The sequence below is a fragment of the Asaia lannensis NBRC 102526 genome, assembly GCF_024054035.1.
GTDB classification, from domain to species: Bacteria; Pseudomonadota; Alphaproteobacteria; order Acetobacterales; family Acetobacteraceae; genus Asaia; species Asaia lannensis.
Map to the genome: position 1 here is coordinate 118,214 of NZ_JAMXQU010000006.1, position 15,842 is coordinate 134,055.

The 15,842-nt window shown below is 60.7% G+C and carries 14 protein-coding genes; 4 read left to right on the top strand and 10 right to left on the bottom strand.

Annotated elements, in window-relative coordinates; genetic code table 11:
* Positions 1–75: 75 nt before the first annotated feature.
* From NF685_RS09725 to ykgO, 3 genes are all read right to left on the bottom strand, one after another.
* A complete protein-coding gene (locus NF685_RS09725; RefSeq protein WP_222546242.1) occupies positions 76–324 on the bottom strand; it encodes a hypothetical protein in 249 nt (82 codons plus the stop codon).
* Positions 325–395: 71 nt separating this feature from the next.
* Positions 396–1,118: a tetratricopeptide repeat protein gene (locus NF685_RS09730; protein WP_252849484.1), complete on the bottom strand. Its 723-nt coding sequence runs from the start codon at positions 1,116–1,118 to the stop codon at positions 396–398.
* Positions 1,119–1,155: 37 nt separating this feature from the next.
* Positions 1,156–1,281, bottom strand: coding sequence for a type B 50S ribosomal protein L36 (gene ykgO, locus NF685_RS09735; RefSeq protein WP_023978233.1), 126 nt, complete (start codon positions 1,279–1,281; stop codon positions 1,156–1,158).
* A 167-nt stretch (positions 1,282–1,448) separates the two neighbouring features.
* On the opposite strand from ykgO, the gene NF685_RS09740 reads away from it, so the two are divergent.
* Positions 1,449–1,844 (top strand): hypothetical protein, encoded by a 396-nt coding sequence (locus NF685_RS09740; RefSeq protein WP_222546240.1) that lies wholly within the window; start codon positions 1,449–1,451, stop codon positions 1,842–1,844.
* Positions 1,845–1,901: 57 nt separating this feature from the next.
* Here NF685_RS09740 and NF685_RS09745 read toward each other — a convergent pair whose 3' ends face one another.
* Positions 1,902–4,049, bottom strand: a complete 2,148-nt coding sequence (locus NF685_RS09745) for a S9 family peptidase (RefSeq protein ID WP_252849485.1) — start codon at positions 4,047–4,049, stop codon at positions 1,902–1,904.
* 238 nt (positions 4,050–4,287) lie between these two features.
* On the opposite strand from NF685_RS09745, the gene NF685_RS09750 reads away from it, so the two are divergent.
* Positions 4,288–4,815 (top strand): DUF2501 domain-containing protein, encoded by a 528-nt coding sequence (locus NF685_RS09750; RefSeq protein WP_222546238.1) that lies wholly within the window; start codon positions 4,288–4,290, stop codon positions 4,813–4,815.
* Positions 4,816–5,033: 218 nt separating this feature from the next.
* Here NF685_RS09750 and mdoH read toward each other — a convergent pair whose 3' ends face one another.
* The 6 genes from mdoH to NF685_RS09780 all read right to left on the bottom strand — a co-directional run bounded on the left by mdoH (position 5,034) and on the right by NF685_RS09780 (position 14,335).
* Positions 5,034–7,211 carry a glucans biosynthesis glucosyltransferase MdoH gene (gene mdoH / locus NF685_RS09755; protein WP_222546237.1) on the bottom strand — a complete coding sequence of 726 codons (2,178 nt, stop codon included), beginning with the start codon at positions 7,209–7,211 and terminating at the stop codon, positions 5,034–5,036.
* Positions 7,187–8,668 (bottom strand): glucan biosynthesis protein, encoded by a 1,482-nt coding sequence (locus tag NF685_RS09760; protein ID WP_373317786.1) that lies wholly within the window; start codon positions 8,666–8,668, stop codon positions 7,187–7,189. Before NF685_RS09760 ends, mdoH begins: the two co-directional genes overlap by 25 nt.
* 177 nt (positions 8,669–8,845) lie before the next feature.
* Positions 8,846–10,309: a mannitol dehydrogenase family protein gene (locus NF685_RS09765; RefSeq protein WP_252849487.1), complete on the bottom strand. Its 1,464-nt coding sequence runs from the start codon at positions 10,307–10,309 to the stop codon at positions 8,846–8,848.
* A 164-nt stretch (positions 10,310–10,473) separates the two neighbouring features.
* Positions 10,474–11,529 carry an FUSC family protein gene (locus tag NF685_RS09770; protein ID WP_222546234.1) on the bottom strand — a complete coding sequence of 352 codons (1,056 nt, stop codon included), beginning with the start codon at positions 11,527–11,529 and terminating at the stop codon, positions 10,474–10,476.
* A gap of 3 nt (positions 11,530–11,532) precedes the next feature.
* Positions 11,533–13,119 carry a Do family serine endopeptidase gene (locus tag NF685_RS09775; RefSeq protein WP_252849488.1) on the bottom strand — a complete coding sequence of 529 codons (1,587 nt, stop codon included), beginning with the start codon at positions 13,117–13,119 and terminating at the stop codon, positions 11,533–11,535.
* Between the two features lie 16 nt (positions 13,120–13,135).
* Positions 13,136–14,335, bottom strand: a complete 1,200-nt coding sequence (locus NF685_RS09780; protein WP_222546233.1) for an OpgC family protein — start codon at positions 14,333–14,335, stop codon at positions 13,136–13,138.
* A 159-nt stretch (positions 14,336–14,494) separates the two neighbouring features.
* On the opposite strand from NF685_RS09780, the gene NF685_RS09785 reads away from it, so the two are divergent.
* Together NF685_RS09785 and NF685_RS09790 are read left to right on the top strand one after the other, a co-directional pair.
* The gene (locus NF685_RS09785; protein ID WP_222546232.1) at positions 14,495–15,640 is read left to right on the top strand and encodes an Mrp/NBP35 family ATP-binding protein; all 1,146 of its coding nucleotides are present in this window, start codon (positions 14,495–14,497) and stop codon (positions 15,638–15,640) included.
* Positions 15,637–15,807 (top strand): hypothetical protein, encoded by a 171-nt coding sequence (locus NF685_RS09790; RefSeq protein WP_222546231.1) that lies wholly within the window; start codon positions 15,637–15,639, stop codon positions 15,805–15,807. The genes NF685_RS09785 and NF685_RS09790 overlap by 4 nt, the downstream gene beginning before the upstream one ends.
* Positions 15,808–15,842: the final 35 nt, after the last annotated feature.

The following is a 15,842-nucleotide window of genomic DNA, read 5'->3' on the forward strand; positions in this document are numbered from 1 at the left end:
TGCCGGGCAGGGATCGGGACCATTTTTGCAGGAATATGGGGTGGATGCAGCCCGAAGGCTGCATCCGGGTAAGGCTCAGGCCTTCTTGTCTTCACGCTTGATGGCCTTGACCACGAAGGTGACGATGGCGATCACGGCCAGAACATGCTGAAGATGCGGACGCAGCTTCTTGGGGCCGAACATGCTGAGGAAGGTCAGGCCTCCCAGAATGGCCTCTTTGGTCTGCGGCTTGGCGGCGCAGCACATCTTGCTGATGCAACAGCCCTTCTTGCCCTGTTCCGGCGCGGTCAGTTCGGTAACCTTGGCCTTGTTCTTCTTGAACATGATGTTCTCCTTATGACTTCGACATCTTATCAAACTGCGCAATCAAGGCAGAGTTGAGATGGTGACGCGCTTTAAATGGGACGTCCATCCAGGGTGGCCTGCAGTGTCTTCACACGTTTGATACCGCCACTAGCCAGAGGGTCTACCACAAGCACCTGTTTTGCCGCCTGAAGCGCTGCCCCGATATCGTGACGCTCTTCCTCGACCTGGGAAAGGAGCTGCCATGAGAGCGGATCGTCAGGGTCGAGATGCAGGGCCACGCCGAGATCGCTTATCGCCCCTTCGAAATCGCCTGCGGCATAGCGTATGCGCGCCCGGCCGCGGCGTATGAATGCCTTGTCGGGCTGGAGAACCAGCGCATTGTCCAACGCAGCCTCGGCCTTGCGGTAGTCATGCGCCTTCAGGTTCGTATCGCCGCTCTCAAGCAGGAGGCGCGTACTGGCTGAAAGCCCTTTCTGTCTCAGGGTCTCGGCGCGACGTTCCAGAGCGCGTGCCTCGGCCGGACTATGCGCGTTGCGCAGGGCCTTGCTGACGTCGCGCAGCGGGTCTGGCTTTGCCTTGTCTGCGGGTAATTTCCCCGAAGGCGCCTGCTTCGATGCTGGGGTGGAAGAGGAGGAGCCAGCCCCCTGTGCGGTTGCGGACCGGTTGCCTGCATGGGGGGAGTGGGTCTGGTCGGTGCCCGGGTGAGCAGGAACAGCCTGGCAGGGGGTGTACGCAGAAACGACAAAAGCCGCGCTGCTGACAAGCAGACACGGCCTGACGACGGTCCGGTAAAGGACCGTGCAATGCGTCAAAACGGGGCTGAGGCTCCGTTTTGGCATCAACAGTGAATTAGCCCTGGCGAGCCTTCATGCGCGGGTTCTTCTTGTTGATGACATAGACGCGGCCACGACGGCGAACGACGCGGCAGTCCTTGTCGCGGAGCTTGGCGGATTTGAGGCTGTTACGGATCTTCATGATAATTTGCTTCCCGGGCCATGCAAGACGAACGGGCGTCGCGCCCGCGAGTGGTGGTCGGAATACTCATCGCCTTGTCCAGAGTCAACTCTTAGCTGCATTTCAGCGCGTGGAAACCCCGTATTTTGGGCGTTTTCAAAGGATGAAAAGGCAATTATCCTGATTCGATGAAGAAAGCTCTGCCTGTTTTTGCCGCCCTGATGCTGGGTTTGCCTCTTTCGGCGCAGGCTGCGCCACATCCTAAAAACGATCCCGCATCGATCCTCAACCGGATTCTTGCCGTGTTGCAGACAGATCCGGACTCGGCCAGCGACAGCTGTGTCGAAGCCCTGAAGGAACTGCACAAGACGCAGAAGATCATTGCAGATCAGGATACGGACAGCAGCAGCAATCAGGATGCGGCAGTCGCACGCGATGTGCTCGAATCCGATTTCGAGGAAACCATCGAGATCTGCGGTACGGATGCGCGCACCATGTGCCGCACGAAAGCCGAGTCCGATGCCAGGCTTCCGCCACTTTGTGCGGCCATACGGCCCCGCCCCCAGGCAGAGACCGACGAATAAGGCGGATCGGCCCGGTTCTGGCCGATCCACGCCTCTACAGAGCTTTCCTGTATGGTTTCAGGGCGCGCTTGTATCGGGGGCGCCGTCTGTCAGAGGGCGCCTTGCCATGGCCCAGAGTGCGAAGGCCTGCACATAAGCGACCTCTTCAAGGCGCTTGAACCGTCCCGACGATCCGCCGTGACCGGCATCCATATTGATCCGGCACAGGAAAGGCCCTCCTGACGCCACTTCGCGTAGCTTTGCGATCCATTTCGCGGGTTCCCAATAGGTCACGCGCGGGTCGGACAGCCCACCCATTGCCAGAACGGGCGGATAGGCCACCGGCCTGATATTATCGTAAGGCGAATAGCTTGCGATCAGGTCATAGGCATCCCGATCTTCCAGCGGGTTACCCCATTCGGGCCATTCAGGCGGGGTGAGCGGCAGGGTATCGTCGGACATGGTGTTAAGAACGTCCACGAACGGCACCTGTGCGGCGATGCCGGCGAACAGTGCAGGTGCAAGGTTGGCGACCGCCCCCATCAGCAGTCCGCCCGCCGATCCACCATGAGCGACAATGCGACCCTCCTTCCCGTAACCCCGGCTGACGAGATCGCGTGCACAGGTCACGAAATCGGTAAAGCTGTTCGGCTTGTGCTTGCCTCGCCCTTGCAGAAACCAGTTCCAGCCTTTTTCCGACCCGCCGCGGATATGCGCGACGGCATAGACCCAGCCACGGTCCACTAGGCTGAACACAGAGGTACTGAACCCCGATTCCATGGAGATTCCGTATGACCCGTAGCCATAGAGCAGGATCGGGGCCGTACCATCGATGGGCGTGTCGCGTCGTTTGAGAACGGTGATCGGCACCTCTGCACCGTCATCTGCCACGGCGAAAAGACGATGCGTTTCATAGAGTGCGGGGTCATGACCCGAAGGAACCTCGCGTATTTTCTGCAGAACCTGTTCGCCCGAGCGCATGTCGAGATCGTACCAGTGTGCAGGCGTCGTCGGTGATTCGTAGATATATCGCAGAACCGCGTCGTCATATTCGAGAAAGCCGAGCAGGGTGAGATCGAAGGCAGCCTCCTGCATTCCGATCGTTCTGGCCTGACTGCGTATGTCCTTCCCGGTGTCGTTCCCCCCGGCATCCGCCTTGACCACATGGATCTCGATATTGCCGTCGACACGTTCCGACCAGGCCAGATAATCCCGGCTGGCGGTGGCGCCGAGCAGGTAGCGACCCGGATGATGCGGCACGAAATCGCGCCAGTTCTCACGCGACGGTGCCGTGTCCGGTGCCTGCATGAGAGCGAAATCGACTGCATTGCCGGTATTGGTCAGTATGATGAACCGGTCGTTCCAGTGCGTGAGCGTATAGCGCTCGCCCCGTACCATCGGTGAGGCGATCTCGGGCATCCGGGTCGGATCGGATGCCGGTATGAGCAGAGTCTCGTTCGTGTCGTGGTCGCCACGTTCGATCAGGATCCATTGACGCGATGCCGAGACGGCAAGGCTGAGGAAAAATCCGGGATCGGGTTCGTCGAACACGAGTACATCCTCGCCCCCGGCGAGAGGACGCCGATAGACACGAGAGGGACGTCCATGGTCATCGCGATAGATCCAGAAAAGCCATGCGCTGTCGGGCGAGATCACGAAACTGCCCGAAGCGCTCTCGACGACAGGTGCGAAAGGCTTGCCCGTTTCGAGATCGATGCTGTGCAGGCGGTAAACCTCCGATCCCTGCGTGTCTGCGGCGTAGACGAACACGCGATGATCGTCTGAATGGCGTGTGGCAGCGAGCGCGAAATAGGCATGCGCCTTTGCCAGGGCGTCGACATCGAGCAGCACCTGCTCTGCTTCATCCTGTCCCTCTCCCCCACTCCGACGCGGGCGTCGCAGATAGACGGGATGCTGTGCATCCTTGGCGAAACGCGAGAAGTAGAGCCAGTCGCCGTCGGGCCAGGGAACGGAATCCTCGGCGGGCGGAATACGCCCGATCATTTCCCGCAGCAGCGTCTCGCGTTCAGGCGCCATGGGGGCCAGACAGTGCTCGGTATAGGCATTTTCCTCACGCAGGGCCTCGGCAATATCCGTGCGTAACAGGGATGGATCGCGCAGGACTTTCTGCCAGTTCTCATCCTTCATCCAGGCATAATCATCCTGCCGGACACGGTCGAGCTGGGTGATCGTATGAGGCACGCGCCTCGGTGAGGGAGGGATCATGACAGGGCCTTAGCATGGATGACGATTGATCATCCCACAGTGCGGCAGATCAGGGCGCAGCTCAATGTTTCCCGGGCTCGAAGTAACAAAGTTTCGATTGGGTAATAAACTAGCGCCTGGCTCAAATGTTAGACAACCGCACGTCCTTCGACCTGTCTGAACGACCGGTAAAGCGCGTTTTCACAGGTCCTCATTCAAACGACGGGCCTGAAAAAGAGCATAACTAAGGATCGATTTCATGATGTCACGTCTTTGTCTTGGTCTGACGGCCCTTTGCAGCCTCGCCTATGCTGGCGCAGCTCATGCCCAGCAGGCACCTGTGCCTGCCGTAGCACCGGGTACACAGTCCACCGTCATGCCTGCCGGTTCCGTTCCCGTTGAGCGTCAGGGCGCACCGACCGCCAATAACGGCGCCATGCAGGCCGTTGGCGGTCCCGCTGTAAGCAATACGGTCGCTACCGCAGCAACGCCCGGCGTTCTCGACACATACGGTCTGCCGTCGCTCGACTCAGCCAAGGCCGGCAACCTTGCAGGTCTGGCGAGCTATTGCGTGCGCAACCATCTGGTGCACGGCACGACGCTGCGCGTTGTAGGCCGCAAGCTTGCCAAGCGCCCGGATGTGCAGAACGACCAGTATTACTCGCTGGGCGGTCAGGGTCTGCTCCAGACCAGCACGAACGTCCCGTTCGACGTCTCTTCCCTCGATCTGAGCCATCGTACGCAGCTTTGCGCCCAGGTCGGTCAGCGCGGTCAGAAGTTCAAGTAAGATCTTATTGCCTGACAGAACGCAAAAGGGTCGGCCATCAAGGCCGACCCTTTTTGTTTTCTGATGACGGCGTCTTGGGGTGGGCGGTCCGGTATGGAGCACTGCCCCGTACCCCGCCAGAGGACAATCGTTCTCTGAAAACCTGTCAGATCATGAAGCAGGATCGAAGGAGCGGGCCCCTTCGCGGGTGTAGGGCAGAGCCCTGCAAGGTGACGTGATCAGGCGGGAAGCGAAAGAACCAGGTCCAGACCTTCAGCGCTGCACAGCACGGCTGCTTTTTCCTGACGGGTCAGGGATTGAAGGGCAGAGGAAACGGATGACGCTTCACGCAATTTGAGAAGACCGACCAGAAGATTGGGGTCGATGGCGCTGCCGGGCTGACGCGGTGCAGGCAAGGCGCGCCGATGCTCTGCTGCCAGATCGGGATTGCTGCGCAGGGCGGCGAAAGCTTCTGCGGGGGGGCGATTGGGTAGGGCCTCGGCCTGGGTGCGTCGCAGATCGTTCTCCGCGGCCAGAGCGAGGATGGGAGGCAGATTGACCTCTTCGGGGATCAGCAGAAGGCCCCAGCTCCTGAGCCACAGGCCGACATCGCGGCTGGCCGTCATGGCTGCGAGTGGGATCGCCAGGGCAAGACCCACCAGAACCGGCGTCATCCACAGGAAGAGCGAGAAGGAAACGGACCAGGCGGCCGCGGCGAGAACGATGCCGAAAGCCGTATAGATCCAGTAGCCGTGCGCGACTTCCTTCAGCGACACGCGCCCGTCATCGCGGTTCTGGGCGTTCCAGCCCGAATCACGACCGCGAAGAATGGAGATGACGCCCGATGTGTGAATGAGCATGGCGATTGGCGCGATCAGACCGCCAATCAGCGTTTCGAGCAAAATGGACACGACGAGGCGCACGAAACCGCCACAGCTGCGCAGCATGGAACGATCGAAAAGCGTGGCGATCAGGGCCAGAAACTTGGGAGCCAGCAATACGGCCATGGTGCCGATGAACACGTATTTGGCCTGTACCGGATCGACCTGTGGCCAGTGCGGATACAGCGTCTTGGTATCACCGAAATATTCGGGCCGGTCGAAATGCGACTGAAGCGATATCAGGATGCCGAACATCAGGAACAGCAGCCACAGGGGGGAGGTGATATAGGCCCCGATTCCCACCATCATGTGCATGCGGCTGATCCAGTGCAGCCCGCGCGAGAGGACGATCTTGCCGTGCTGAAGATTGCCCTGGCACCAGCGACGGTCGCGAATGGCGACATCGGTGAGCGATGGCGGGCTTTCCTCGTAAGAGCCGAACAGGCCGGGAATCATGTGAATGGCCCAGCCACCGCGACGCATGAGGGCGGCCTCGACGAAATCATGGCTGAGAATGCCGCCGCCGAAAGGCTTGCGCCCCGGCAGATGCGGCAGTCCAGCCTGCTCGGCAAAGGCGCGGGTGCGGATAACGGCGTTGTGCCCCCAGTAATTGCCTTCCGAGCCATGCCACCAGGCAATACCATGGGCGATGAGCGGTCCGTATACGCGGCCGGCAAATTGCTGCATGCGGGCAAACAGCGTCTTGCCGCCGATAATGACCGGAAGCGTCTGGATCAGGGCAACGTTTTTATGCCGTTCCATGGCCGAGACGGTACGCACGATCAGACCGCCATCCATGACGGAGTCTGCGTCGAGGGTCAGCATCTGCTGATAGGCACCCCCAAAACGCTTGACCCACTCTTCCAGATTGCCGGATTTGCGATCGATGTTCTTGGGGCGTCGGCGATAGAAGATGCGCCCCTGCCCGTTTACGGCCTCGACGAAAGCCAGATAGGCGCGTTCCTCGCGAACCCAGACATCAGGATCGGTCGTATCGGAAAGCATGAAAAAATCGAATGCATCGATACGCCCGGTGGCTACGAGACTGTCGTGAATGGCACGCAGGCCCACAAGCACGCGATCGGGGTCCTCGTTATAGGTGGGCATGAGCACGGCCGTGCGTGACATGAGCGCCGGCAGGGGCGTGTCACGCGAAATGCCCAGACCCAGACCGCCGTGACGCAGTACCGAGACGAACCCGGCAAGGGAGGAGGTAAAGGAAAGCGAGATCCATGCGCCGAGCACGACGAAAAGCGCGAGCACGATAATGCCCAGCGTCGAGACGCCCACGGAATTGAGCACGCGGTTCATTTCGAACGCGCCCCAGCCGGTCAGGAGAATGGCGCCGCCGATTACAAGCAGGCGTCGCAGCCATAACAGGGAGGGGGTGGTCGGCAGACGGCGATCGCGCCCGAAGGTCTCGGGACGCTGACGCAGGTTCTGCGTCGGCATCGCAAGTGGCGATTCCGCCGGGAGCACGTCGAAGGGGGTGAAGTTGGGAGAGAGGCTGCTCACGGCGTCCAACGATACATCCATTTTTCAGAAATCGGGCCCTGCTCATTGGCAAGCTGACAGGTGAGCTCGGCCAGCTTGGCACTGCCGGGGTAGAATTCGAACGTTGTGCGCCATCCCTTGATGTTGGGGTTGGGCTCGACGACCACGTTCTTGATCGTGCCGGTCGATGCCTGAGGGACGAGATGAAAAGCCGCGTTGGGCGGCAGGTTCTCGAAAGGCTTGCCCGTGAAGTCGATGACGAACATGCGGCCATCGGCGTGATCGGTCACCCCGCCGACTCGCGTCGCGCCGATACGGGCCAGATCGGTCGGCCAGGGCGTGTCCCAGCCCCAGTACATGCGATAGGTGTACGAATATTCGTGCCCGGCCTGCATGGTCTGCTTGGGGCGCCAGAACGATACGATATTATCGTTGACCTCGTTGGGGGTCGGGATTTCGACCAGATCGACCGCGCCTTCGCCCCAGTCGCCGATAGGCTCGATCCAGAGCGAGGGGCGTTTCTCGTAGTTCAGGGCGAGATCTTCGAAATCATGAAAGGCGCGACGGCGCTGCATCAGGCCAAAACCGTGCGGGCTGGCGTCCTGAAAAGCGGAGAACTGGAGATCGACCGGGTTATTCAGCGGGCGATAGAGCTGGGCGCCAGTGCCGGTCCACATCTGCAGCGCTTCACTGTCATGAGCAGCAGGGCGCCAGTCATCGACATGATTGCGGTTGTTGGCGTCGAAATAGAACATGCCGGTCAGGGCAGCGACGCCGCCTTCGGTAATGTCTGTGCGCGGATAGAAGCTCGACTGAACATCGAACACCGTAGTGGCGCCCGGACGGATGGTGAAGCGGAAGGCGCCCACGACCGAGGGGCTGTCCATGAGTGCGTGGATCACGACGGAGTCGACGCCGGGCTTGGGCTTTTCAAGCCAGAATTCGCGGAACAGGGCGAATTCCTCACCCTTTGGATCGCCCGTTCCGTTGGCAAAACCACGTGCAGACAGGCCGTAATTCTGCCCCCTGGAGACAGCACGGAAATAGGAGGCACCGAGGAAGACAGCGCATTCTTCCATGACGTTGGGTGTGTTGATGGCATTGCGCAAACGCAGACCCGAGAAGCCGAGATCGTCCGTCACGCGCAGCATCGGATCGGGATAGGTAAACATATCGGGGTCATAAACGATCGGGCTGGACTGACCGTCGACCACCTCGTTCATGTTGATGCGTGGGCGATACAGGAACCCGCGAGGGAAGAACTCGACATCGAAAGCCAGATTCTGGCCGTGCCAGAGTGCACGGTCTTCCTTGTAGGCAATGCCGCGGAACTGATCGAAATTCAGATTGTCGATGGCGCTGGGGAGAGTCTGCTGCGGCGCCTTGTAGGCCGATTTCGACATGGCCTGCGCGATCTGCCGGACCGTATTATTGTCGAACGGCGTAGGCTTGGGGGCGGCAGAGGGCGCCGCCCGGGCAATTTTACTGGCCCCTAATATAGAGAGGCCAGCACCGATTTTTACCAGATCGCGACGCAGCACTATGACTATCTCCAGCAGGCCCGGCTAAATGCCGGGGGATCTCCGATTTTCCTAACGCCCATAGGTTACTTTGGGACACAGGAAAACTCGCCTGCCCTAGAAATCTGTCATGAGTGCGGCTTTCGCGCATCCTTTTCAGACGGGGAGCGCTGCCTTGACGCCCTTTTCGCGGATAATCTTGCGCAGTTCGGTCACTTTTTCGTCAAGTGCGGCATGGTCGAGCTTGCGCCAGCCATCGAAAGCCGGAAGGGCAAAGCCGGCTTCCAGATCGTCGCTCTTCGCGATTTTCCATGTCTCGTCGGTGAAGGTGGGTTCGATCGGTTCGAAGGTACCGCCCTTCTCGTTCTTGCCACGCAGCATTTCAAGATAGGCCGCCAGACCGTAGGCGACACGATCGAGATCGCGCTTGTCGTTCAGCAGGTTCTGGATGGTCGCCGTCCAGAACACCTGTACCTTCGACGCGCCATCGCTGCCGATACGCAGATTCTGGTCCGCCATGGCAGGGTTCGAGAAGCGTGAAATCACCGATTTCTTGTAATTCTCCAGATCCTCGCCCGGCGCAGCCTTCAGGGTCGGGATGACATCGGTGTCGAGATAGGTCTCGACCAGCTTGCGCAGATCGGGATCGTTGATCGATTCATCGATATGATCGTAGCCCAGAAGCAGACCGGAGAAAGCCAGGAAGATATGCGATGCATTGAGCATGCGGATCTTCATGAACTCGTAATCGGTTACGTCATCGACCATCTGCACGCCCACTTTTTCAAGTGCAGGGCGTCCGTCGGCAAATTCATCTTCCACCACCCATTGCGTGAAATCCTCAGCGACGAGCGGCAGAAGGTCGTCCAGACCGCTCTCACGGTTCAGACGTGCTGCGATCTCTGCTGAAACCGTTGGGGTGATGCGGTCCACCATGGCATTGGGGAAGGTGGCATTGGCCTCGATCCAGCTGGCCAGTTCGGGATCGCGTGCCTTGGCATAACCGAGGAATGCCTTGCGGGCGACATTACCGTTATGGCGCAGGTTGTCGCAGGACATGATGGTAAAGGCGCGATCGCCTGCATCGCGGCGGCGGCGCAGGCCTTCCACCACATAACCGAAAATGGTCGAGGGCGATTCCGGGTTGGACAGGTCACGCTGTACGGCTTCGTTATCGAGCGCGAACTCGCCCGTATGCTCGTCGATGTTGTAGCCGCCTTCGGTGATCGTCATGGAGACGATCTTGATCGCGGGATCGGCAAGATAGTTGAGCACGGCTTCAGGCTGTTCGGGGGCCAGAAGATAGTCGCGCAGGGCACCGATCACGGTGCGCTTGCTGTCGCCCGACGGGGCGGTTTCGGTCAGGGAGAACAGGCAATCCTGCTTCTTGAAGTCCTCGGCCTTCTTCTTCGAACGCTCGCCGGAGGTCAGACCCACGCCGACAATGCCCCAGTTCTGCTGACCGGGCAGCGCGAGCGCCTTGTCCACGTAAAACGCTTCATGGGCGCGGAAGAAGTTGCCGACGCCGAAATGCAGGATTCCCGGCTTGATGTCCTTGAGATCATAGGATGGAGCGTCCACGCCTTGCGGCAGGTGCTTCAGGGTCTCGCGGGTGATCATAAGCTTAAATCCCTTGTTGTTGCGTCAGGAGCGCCGTTTCCGGGCAGGAAAGAAAGACCAGATTCGTCGCGGCAGGTCAAAGCAATGCCTGACAAATCACAGTCCGGATCGTCGTCTTCAACGTGACAGACCGGTGGCAGGTTCATCGCCAGACGGTTCCGTCCCTATTTTCCGATCATGTCGCGCAGGTCTTTTGCGCGGCTTTCAGGTGTGCACATCAGCACATCGGTAGCGCGCCTCAGATCCTGACGGAGCAGGGCAATCACGAAATGCATTTCCGGCAGGGCATCCTGCCCCAGGGTCGGGAGCGTGCTCAGCACATCCTCTCGGCCCGGACGATAGGGTTTTTCATTCGCCTTGCCCGCAGCATGGATCTCACAGCGGCGGGCGAGAGAGCGATACGCATGACTCAGCCCGGTATGCAGCCCGGCCACACCGGAAAACCCGCCCCTGTCCTTGCCCGCATTGATGGCGCGCGCCACCAGCATGGTATCGCTGAGCATACGGCGCATGAGGGCCGGCAATACGGTCAGGATAGGGTGACGCTTTTCGAGCAGACCCCAGTTTTCACGATAGGCTTCGGCCACGCATTCGTTGAGGACAGACAGGTTGCGCGCGCAGTGATCGTTGCGTGCTTCCAGCTCGCTCCACATCTCCTGACGGCGCAGGGCGGCCTGAAGCAGCTCATCCATTTCACGGAACATGCGCCCCGCGGTCAGAAAGCCGCGTCTTCTGGCATTGGCGTGCAGTACGACGAAAGACACGACCAGCGAGACGATAACACCAAGGAAAATGGCCGTCAGACGTTCTGTCAGGGGCCAGTAAGGGTTCGCGCCATGCGAAGGCAGAAGATAGACGATCATCAGCGTCACCCCCGCAAAGCGCAGTGAGGGACGCACTGCTGCCATATAGGCCAGAGGAAGGAGCGCAACGCAGAAAATCGGCCAGTAGAAACCGAACAGCAGCCGCGCGGTAATGGCCAGCGTGCCGACGATTGCGCCGACAAGCGTGCCGATCACCTGATCGCGTGCTGTGGACACGGTCTGATCGATGCTCGACTGCGTCACGATCAGCGCCGTGATCAGGGCCCAGATCGTCTCATCCAGCCCGGTCGCCTCACCGATGATCCAGCACAGGGCGACCGCAACCAGCGTGCGGACCATCTGCCGCCAGGGCGCCTCACCATCGGCTCTTGCCCGGAACAGGGAGCCAAAGGGCATCGATTACTCCCCGGATAGAGGCAACGGCACCCAGCGTAGACCGTCCTGACCCTGAACGAGCAGCAGGACGGTATGTTTTTTCTGCTGTCGCGCGCGCGTCAGCTCCTTGGACAGGGCATCGGGCGAATTCACGGCCACCTGCTGCACCTCGGTCACGACGTCGCCGGGCTGCAACCCGCGTGTGTCGGCCGGGCCATCGCGCGTCACATCGCTCACCACCACGCCGCGCTGTGAGTCCGACAGACTGTATTTGCTGCGCATCTCGTCATCGATCGCCGAGAAGGTGACGCCCAGATCGGCAAGGGCCAGTTTGCTCGGCCCCTTGGTCTTGGCATCGGTCGGTGGCATGTCGGGGGCTTCGGGCGAGGGCTTGACCACAAGCGTGACGTCCAGCGTCTTTCCCTTGCGCCAGATGCCGAACACCGTTTTCGTCCCCGGTGCGATTTCGGCCACCAGGCGCGGGAGGGCATGACCGTCAATGGGCTTGCCATCGAGCGAGACGATTACATCCCCGGTCTGGAGCTTTGCCGTCGCAGCCGGCCCCTTGGGGTCGATGCCTGCAATCATCGCGCCTTTTTCAGGTTTGAGCCCGATACTGTCGGCAATCTCATGCGTCACGTTCTGTACGCGCACGCCGATCCAGCCGCGCGAGACATGCCCGTCGCGACGCAGCTGGTCGATCACGCCGCGTGCATCGTTGGCCGGTATGGCGAAACCGATACCGATGGAGCCGCCGCTCGAACTGTAGATGGCGGTGTTGATGCCGATCACCTGTCCGTCGAGATTGAAAAGCGGACCGCCCGAATTGCCGCGATTGATGGAGGCATCGGTCTGGATATAGTCGTCGTACAGACCGTGATTGATATCGCGCCCGCGCGACGAGACGATGCCGCTCGTCACCGTGCCGGACAGGCCGAACGGATTGCCGATGGCCAGAACGCGGTCGCCTACACGGGCCTTGTCGCTATCGCCGAAGGGCACGGTCGGGAAGGGAGTCTTGCTTTCGATCTTGATGACAGCCAGATCGGTTCTGCTGTCACGCCCCACGATCTTGGCGGGTAGCACCGTACCGTCCTGCAGCGTGACCGATACCTTGTCGGCATCCTTGATGACGTGGTTGTTGGTAACGATATACCCGTCAGGCGAGATGATGAAGCCAGAGCCCAGAGCCTGCATCTTGCGTGGGGGCTCCGAGGATGAGGGCTGGCGGTTCATGTAATCGTGAAAGAATTTCTCCATCGGCGAGCCGGGGGGAAATTGCGGAACCTGCGGCCCGTCATCGGGGCTCGCATCCGGACCGTCATCCTCGTCTTCATCTTCTCCCGGCTTCAGCGTTGCCGAAATCGAGATATTCACGACCGCAGGCAGCAGGCTTGCAGCCAGATCCGCAAGCGAATCAGGCGCAGCATGAACGCTGCGCGCTGTGGCCGTCGCCGTGCCCGGCTGAGTAGCTGGCGCCGCCGGGGGCGAGTGGGCCGGTACAGACTGGGCCGAAGCAGACCGGACCAGAGCGGACTGGGCAAAGGCGGCAGATGTGGCGGAAACCCAGCCACCCATCAGAGCGGCAAGAACGAGGCGATGTTTCATCATGCTAGGCTAACGCAAATCAGGGGTTTGCGTCACCTATCTCCGCGCTGCGATCTTTCTTCTCTTCCGCGCGGGCTTCCCTGCGTGTTTCACCCGCCATGAGGGCGGCCTGACGACGGTGGCGATCGAGCCAGAGAGCCAGAGCGTAGACGCCCAGAAAACCCAGTACATTGACCAGTATCTGAATGACCCAGCCATCGCCGAAGCTGTTCATCACAAGGCGTGCAAACAGATCCAGAATTGTACCGAAGCTGAACACTTCAAGCGAATGGCGCCCTAACAGGGCCAGCCCCTGACCGACACGCGTTTCGGACAGGCGTGTGGCCGTGACCGAAGACTGAACGAGCAGCAGAATGGCCAGCGCATCGGTCCAGCGCCATATGGCGAGATCGGATTTGTCGGCAGGTGGCAGTTCCGCCAGAGGCCTCAGACTGGGCAGGTTCCAGCTTTCATAGGGGAAGCATTCCAGCGCAGCGAACACGAGATAAGCGCCCGCCAGCAGTTTCGCCCATAGTGGACCGGGCAGATTTCCCTCCCGCTTGCCGGCCATGATGGCAGCCAGCATACCGAGCGTGAAAATGAACTGCCATGCGAAGGGGTTGAAATACCACCCGTCGGGATCGAGCCAGTTGGGCAGATTCAATGTGGGATCGCTGTTGATCAGCCCCCAGAGTGCAAGGCTGGCGCCCCCCAGCAGCCAGGGTGAGATCTTCCACAGAAACACCAGCAGCGGAAATGCCAGAAGAAGCACGATATAGAGAGGCAGGATGTTCAGATTGTTCGGCAAGGCCTGGAGGCTGAGCACGCGCCAGATCCACTCATGGCCATGCGCAAGCTCAGGCTCCAGAAAATCTACCGGCACAGGCCAGTAGTGACGCCATTGACGGATCGTGAGCACGGAGACGAGCAGCATGACCATCTGGAACAGATAGAGCCGCCAGCACCGGCGCAGGATACGTTCGATCCCCATGATCCAGCCGCCGCTCGGCGGCCCGCGCAGGATAAGGCGACCGTAGGCAAGCCAGGAGGCGTAACCTGCCAGAAGCACGAAAATCTCGGCAGCATCGGCAAAGCCGAAATTGCGCAGGGTAAAACGGTTGAGCACATCCTGCGGCGCATGATCGGCCAGCATCATCAGCAGCGCGATGCCGCGCAGTGCATCGATACGATGATCGCGTTTTCTGCGTTTGGGGGCGGCGTCGGTTCTGGCCTCGCTCATTCCTGTCCTGCTTTCCTGCCCATATGGGCCGGGTAAAGAGCCCCGGCATCGCCCTGCTCATACGCGCAGACGCTTGCGCGATCCACTTCCAGCCATGTTAAACCACAAGGAGCAGACCCCGGCCCGTCGCCAGCAGCGCCCTGCCGCCAGAGGACAACCATGACCGATTTTGAAAAACCCGCCAATGAGGAAGACCAGCGCAGGATTCTCGAGACCCTGCGACTGGTCAAGGATGAGGCTGGCACCTCGAACGTTCTGAGCTTTGCCTCGCTTGAAGGCGTGGCCGTGCGTGACGGTCACGCTCATGTCTCGCTCGCCACATCGCGTGAGGACGCCGCACGTATCGAGCCCATGCGCCCGCGTGCCGAAGCTGCACTGGCCAACCTGCCCGGTATTTCGCGCGCCACGATTATTCTTACCGCCCATCGTGCGCCCGGCAAGGCTGCCCCCCAGCCTCAGGGGCATCGCCCCTTCCAGCTGGAGCAGCCTGCAAACAGCCCTGGTCATCCGCAGCCAACCCGCCCCGATGGCAAGGCGCTCCCCCAGGTGCGGGCCATTATCGCCGTTGCCTCGGGCAAGGGGGGTGTTGGGAAATCGACCACGGCCGTCAATCTTGCTGCGGGTCTGGCCAAGCTCGGCCTGCGCACCGGCATGCTCGATGCCGATATCTATGGTCCTTCGCTCCCGCGTATGCTCGGCCACTCAGCAAAGCCCGCGCTCGAAAACGGCAAGATCATCCCCGTCGAGGCCTGGGGCATGCACGCCATGTCCATCGGATTCCTGGTGGATGAGCAGCAGGCCATGATCTGGCGCGGCCCCATGGTCATGGGGGCGATCGGCCAGTTTCTCGGCGATGTCGCATGGCCCGCCCTCGATGTGCTCGTAATCGACATGCCGCCCGGCACGGGCGACGCCCAGCTGACCATCGCCCAGAAGCTCAGCCTGCGCGGTGCCGTGATCGTGTCCACGCCTCAGGATATTGCGCTACTGGACGCCCGTCGCGGTCTGACCATGTTCGAACGCATGAACGTGCCGCTTCTCGGCGTGGTCGAGAACATGTCCTATTTCTGCTGTCCCAACTGCAACCATCGCACCGAGCTTTTCGGTCATGGCGGGGCTCGCGCCGAAGCCGAAAAAGCCAATGTGCCGTTTCTGGGCGAAATCCCCCTGCTAGCCGATATCCGCATGAGTGCGGATGCAGGAACGCCGATTATTCTTTCAGCGCCTGAAAGCGAGGCCGCGCAGGCCTATACACGTCTCGCGCGCGCCGTGGCCGACAGCCTGCGTCTGGAGCCAGGCGCATGAACCGCCTGATCCTTGCCGCGCTGGTCATGGGGATGACGCTTGCCGGCTGCGGCCCACGCAAGGTTGCCCATCATGGTTATGCTGCCGATGGTTATGGCGTGATCGACAACTCACCCCATCTGCCCCCGCCGGACACACTCTGGCAGCACGCCGCTCCTGCGCATTGAAGCCGGGATCGAAGGGGCTTGCCCCTTCGCGGGTG